At 33.5% G+C, this 2,617-nt stretch carries 3 protein-coding genes; all 3 read right to left on the bottom strand.

Going from position 1 to position 2,617, the window contains the following annotated elements; genetic code table 11:
• Window positions 1–70: 70 nt before the first annotated feature.
• Window positions 71–595: a hypothetical protein gene (locus JEM65_RS20200; RefSeq protein ID WP_199603423.1), complete on the bottom strand. Its 525-nt coding sequence runs from the start codon at window positions 593–595 to the stop codon at window positions 71–73.
• A gap of 633 nt (window positions 596–1,228) precedes the next feature.
• Window positions 1,229–2,011, bottom strand: coding sequence for a Shedu anti-phage system protein SduA domain-containing protein (locus tag JEM65_RS20195; RefSeq protein WP_199603422.1), 783 nt, complete (start codon window positions 2,009–2,011; stop codon window positions 1,229–1,231).
• Between the two features lie 368 nt (window positions 2,012–2,379).
• Window positions 2,380–2,617, bottom strand: a 238-nt coding sequence (locus tag JEM65_RS20190) for a type II toxin-antitoxin system PemK/MazF family toxin (protein ID WP_233530757.1), incomplete at its 5' end; no start/stop codon positions are given.

Here is a 2,617-nt window from a genome sequence, read left to right as displayed (position 1 = left end):
CGGATGCGTCAACACAAAATTCAGCTCTGGCCTATTGGCGAGCCTAACTCTTAGTTATTACCAGCTGTGTTTATGTTCTAGTTTTCGCATTGAGTCTAACCAACATTTTGCCTATAATATCAGAAATATAAGTATAGGTTTTAAAATATGAATCCACGATGTCTTCATTTATAATACAACCCCACAGTCCATCTCTATTTCTTTTAGCATAAAACAAAAATATCGAGTCATCATCTAGTCTTAAACATAATTTCCCATGTGTATAAATGTTTCTATCAGTGATAAAGTCGGCAAATAATCTCCTGAATGATTTTCTTTGTTCAGGCATCAACAATCCCTCTATGGAAAAAAATCTATTATCTTTTTTGAGAATATCACTTAAACAATCTCTAAGTTCCGAAAAAGATAAATTATTTATGTGTTTACTTTGTTTGTCATTCTCATAATATTGAGTCAGGAAAGAACGCAGATTATCATTAAGGTTCTCTGCTACCGATGAACATTTCTCCTTTAATACCGTAAATTTTCTCAATTTACTTTTTTGATTATCTGTGATCTTAGATTTATCTATTCTTAATACTTTACCAACAGGCATACCTAGATAGAAAAATACTCGAAGAAGATTAATCTATAAGGTATAACTAATCCATTTTGGTCGGTATGGTTATAATTAATGGTTATTTCCCCAATGACACCTTTTCCTCTTTTTTTTGATTCGATTATAGGTCTTTTATAATTAATCATATTGGATTTTTATTAGATATTATTTGCTGGTAACATATGTATACATAACACAGAGTGACATATATACAACCTATGCTCCCCTTGCCATTTCTGTTTATCGTTCTCAAATGTACCCGATTCCTGAAAAGCATCCAAGGTCCATTTCTTATAGTTCATATCTCAAATGTATAAATTTGAAATCTAAAATAGCACTCCCAACTAATTGGGGGCCAAATAAGTCCCAACTTTAAAATTAAACGATAAAAACTAGAGATTGTTAATCAAGACCACTAAAAAGTCGCAGAGAATGTCAGAAAATAATTGAACTCGATGCATTTTGACCAAATCAATTACAGCACAACCTCCAACTAACCTTGCCTTTACCCAACGTTCTACCCATAGAAAGCAAATAAACCGGATGCGTCAACACAATAGTCAGCTCTGGCCAACTTACTCATGACCGAAGGGAGTAATCGGCGAGCCGAATACTTCTTAGTTATTAGCTTTAGTTATTTTTTATCAGGTCGTTATATTTTCTTCTTTCAATAATTTCCTTGGCGTGGTGACTGTAAAAATGAAAAGTTTCAAGTTTTTCGCTTTTACAGAACTTTTTCCACTCGGAATCCGACATTGCTTTATAAAATGGATTTGCCATTTCTTCTGAATAATGTTGTTTTTCATCCGATAACCAAGTTGTTGGATAAAATTCTCTCCTTTTCAATCTATCTGTTAAATAGTCAAATGACCTAATTTCGGCTCCTATTTCCGCACCAATTTGATTTCTTTTTTCTATTTGGTACTCATTTGCAGTTCTTCGCCCAATAATTATTTTAAACTTTAAAAAACTTTCTGAAATTACTCTTGTCGAAACAGTTGGTAAGTGTTTTTTGAACCAAGAAGGATTATCAATCAACCACCTTTTCCAATCTCTAATTTGTTGAGTTGCTCTATTAAAATCAGAAGTCATAATTCCTTTTTCAGTAAAAAGCTTTGCGTTCGGCTGTTTCATTTCTATAAGTTCAAATTGATTTCCGTTACTAAATCCGTCTGTTAGAGTTACGAAGTCAGTTTCTAATTCACTTCCAAGTTTTAGTTTTGAGATTATTAAATGACAATTTTCATTACCTAAAAATAGTCCTGCATTATTTGTCAAATATGTTTGATAATTATTTTCGGTCAATTTTTCGTCCAGAAGCTTTTCCCAATCCGAAATTAGCTTTGTTTTAAAATCGGGTTTAATGTTATTCAAATACCAATTCATTCTTGATTTTTCTTTAATTAAAGCCAACACATGTATAGACGCAACCAGTTGCACCCTATATATTATATGTTCCTATCAAACATATTACTTTTAAGGATAGGATACAATTTAACCAAAGCTCTTTTTATTTTATGATGCGTACAAAATGAGATAAGACACTTTCCAATAAGTAACCACTACGTATGTACACACTTGACCAAATCAATCACAGCGTAACCTCCAACCATACCTCCCTCAACCCAACGTTTTACCCATAAACGGCAAATCAACCGGATGCGTCAACACAGTAATGCAGCTCTGGCCAACTTACTCATGACGGAAGGGAGTAATCGGCGAGCCGAATACTTCTTAGTTATTGTCATTAGTACTTTCTCGCAATGTTCGGTTCCTACTTTTCAGTCCACGAAAGTCTCCCGGATAATGTCCTTGCATTTTTGAATTTCGGACTTAGTTAATCTGTCGAATTTTTTCATTATCCGTGATTTGTCAATTGTCCTGATTTGGTCGATTGCGACCATTCCCTTTTTACTATTATGTTTTACCTGAATTCGGGTCGGGTATTTTTTCAAATTCGTTGTCATTGGCGCAACAACTATTGTTTTCAGAAATCTATTTATTTCGTCTGGCGATAAG

Origin of the sequence: Gelidibacter salicanalis (genome assembly GCF_016469035.1) — a bacterium.
Taxonomy (GTDB): Bacteria; Bacteroidota; Bacteroidia; order Flavobacteriales; family Flavobacteriaceae; genus Gelidibacter; species Gelidibacter salicanalis_A.
Note: the sequence above shows the minus strand (reverse complement) of the source record. Positions and strands in the feature narration are given on the sequence as shown.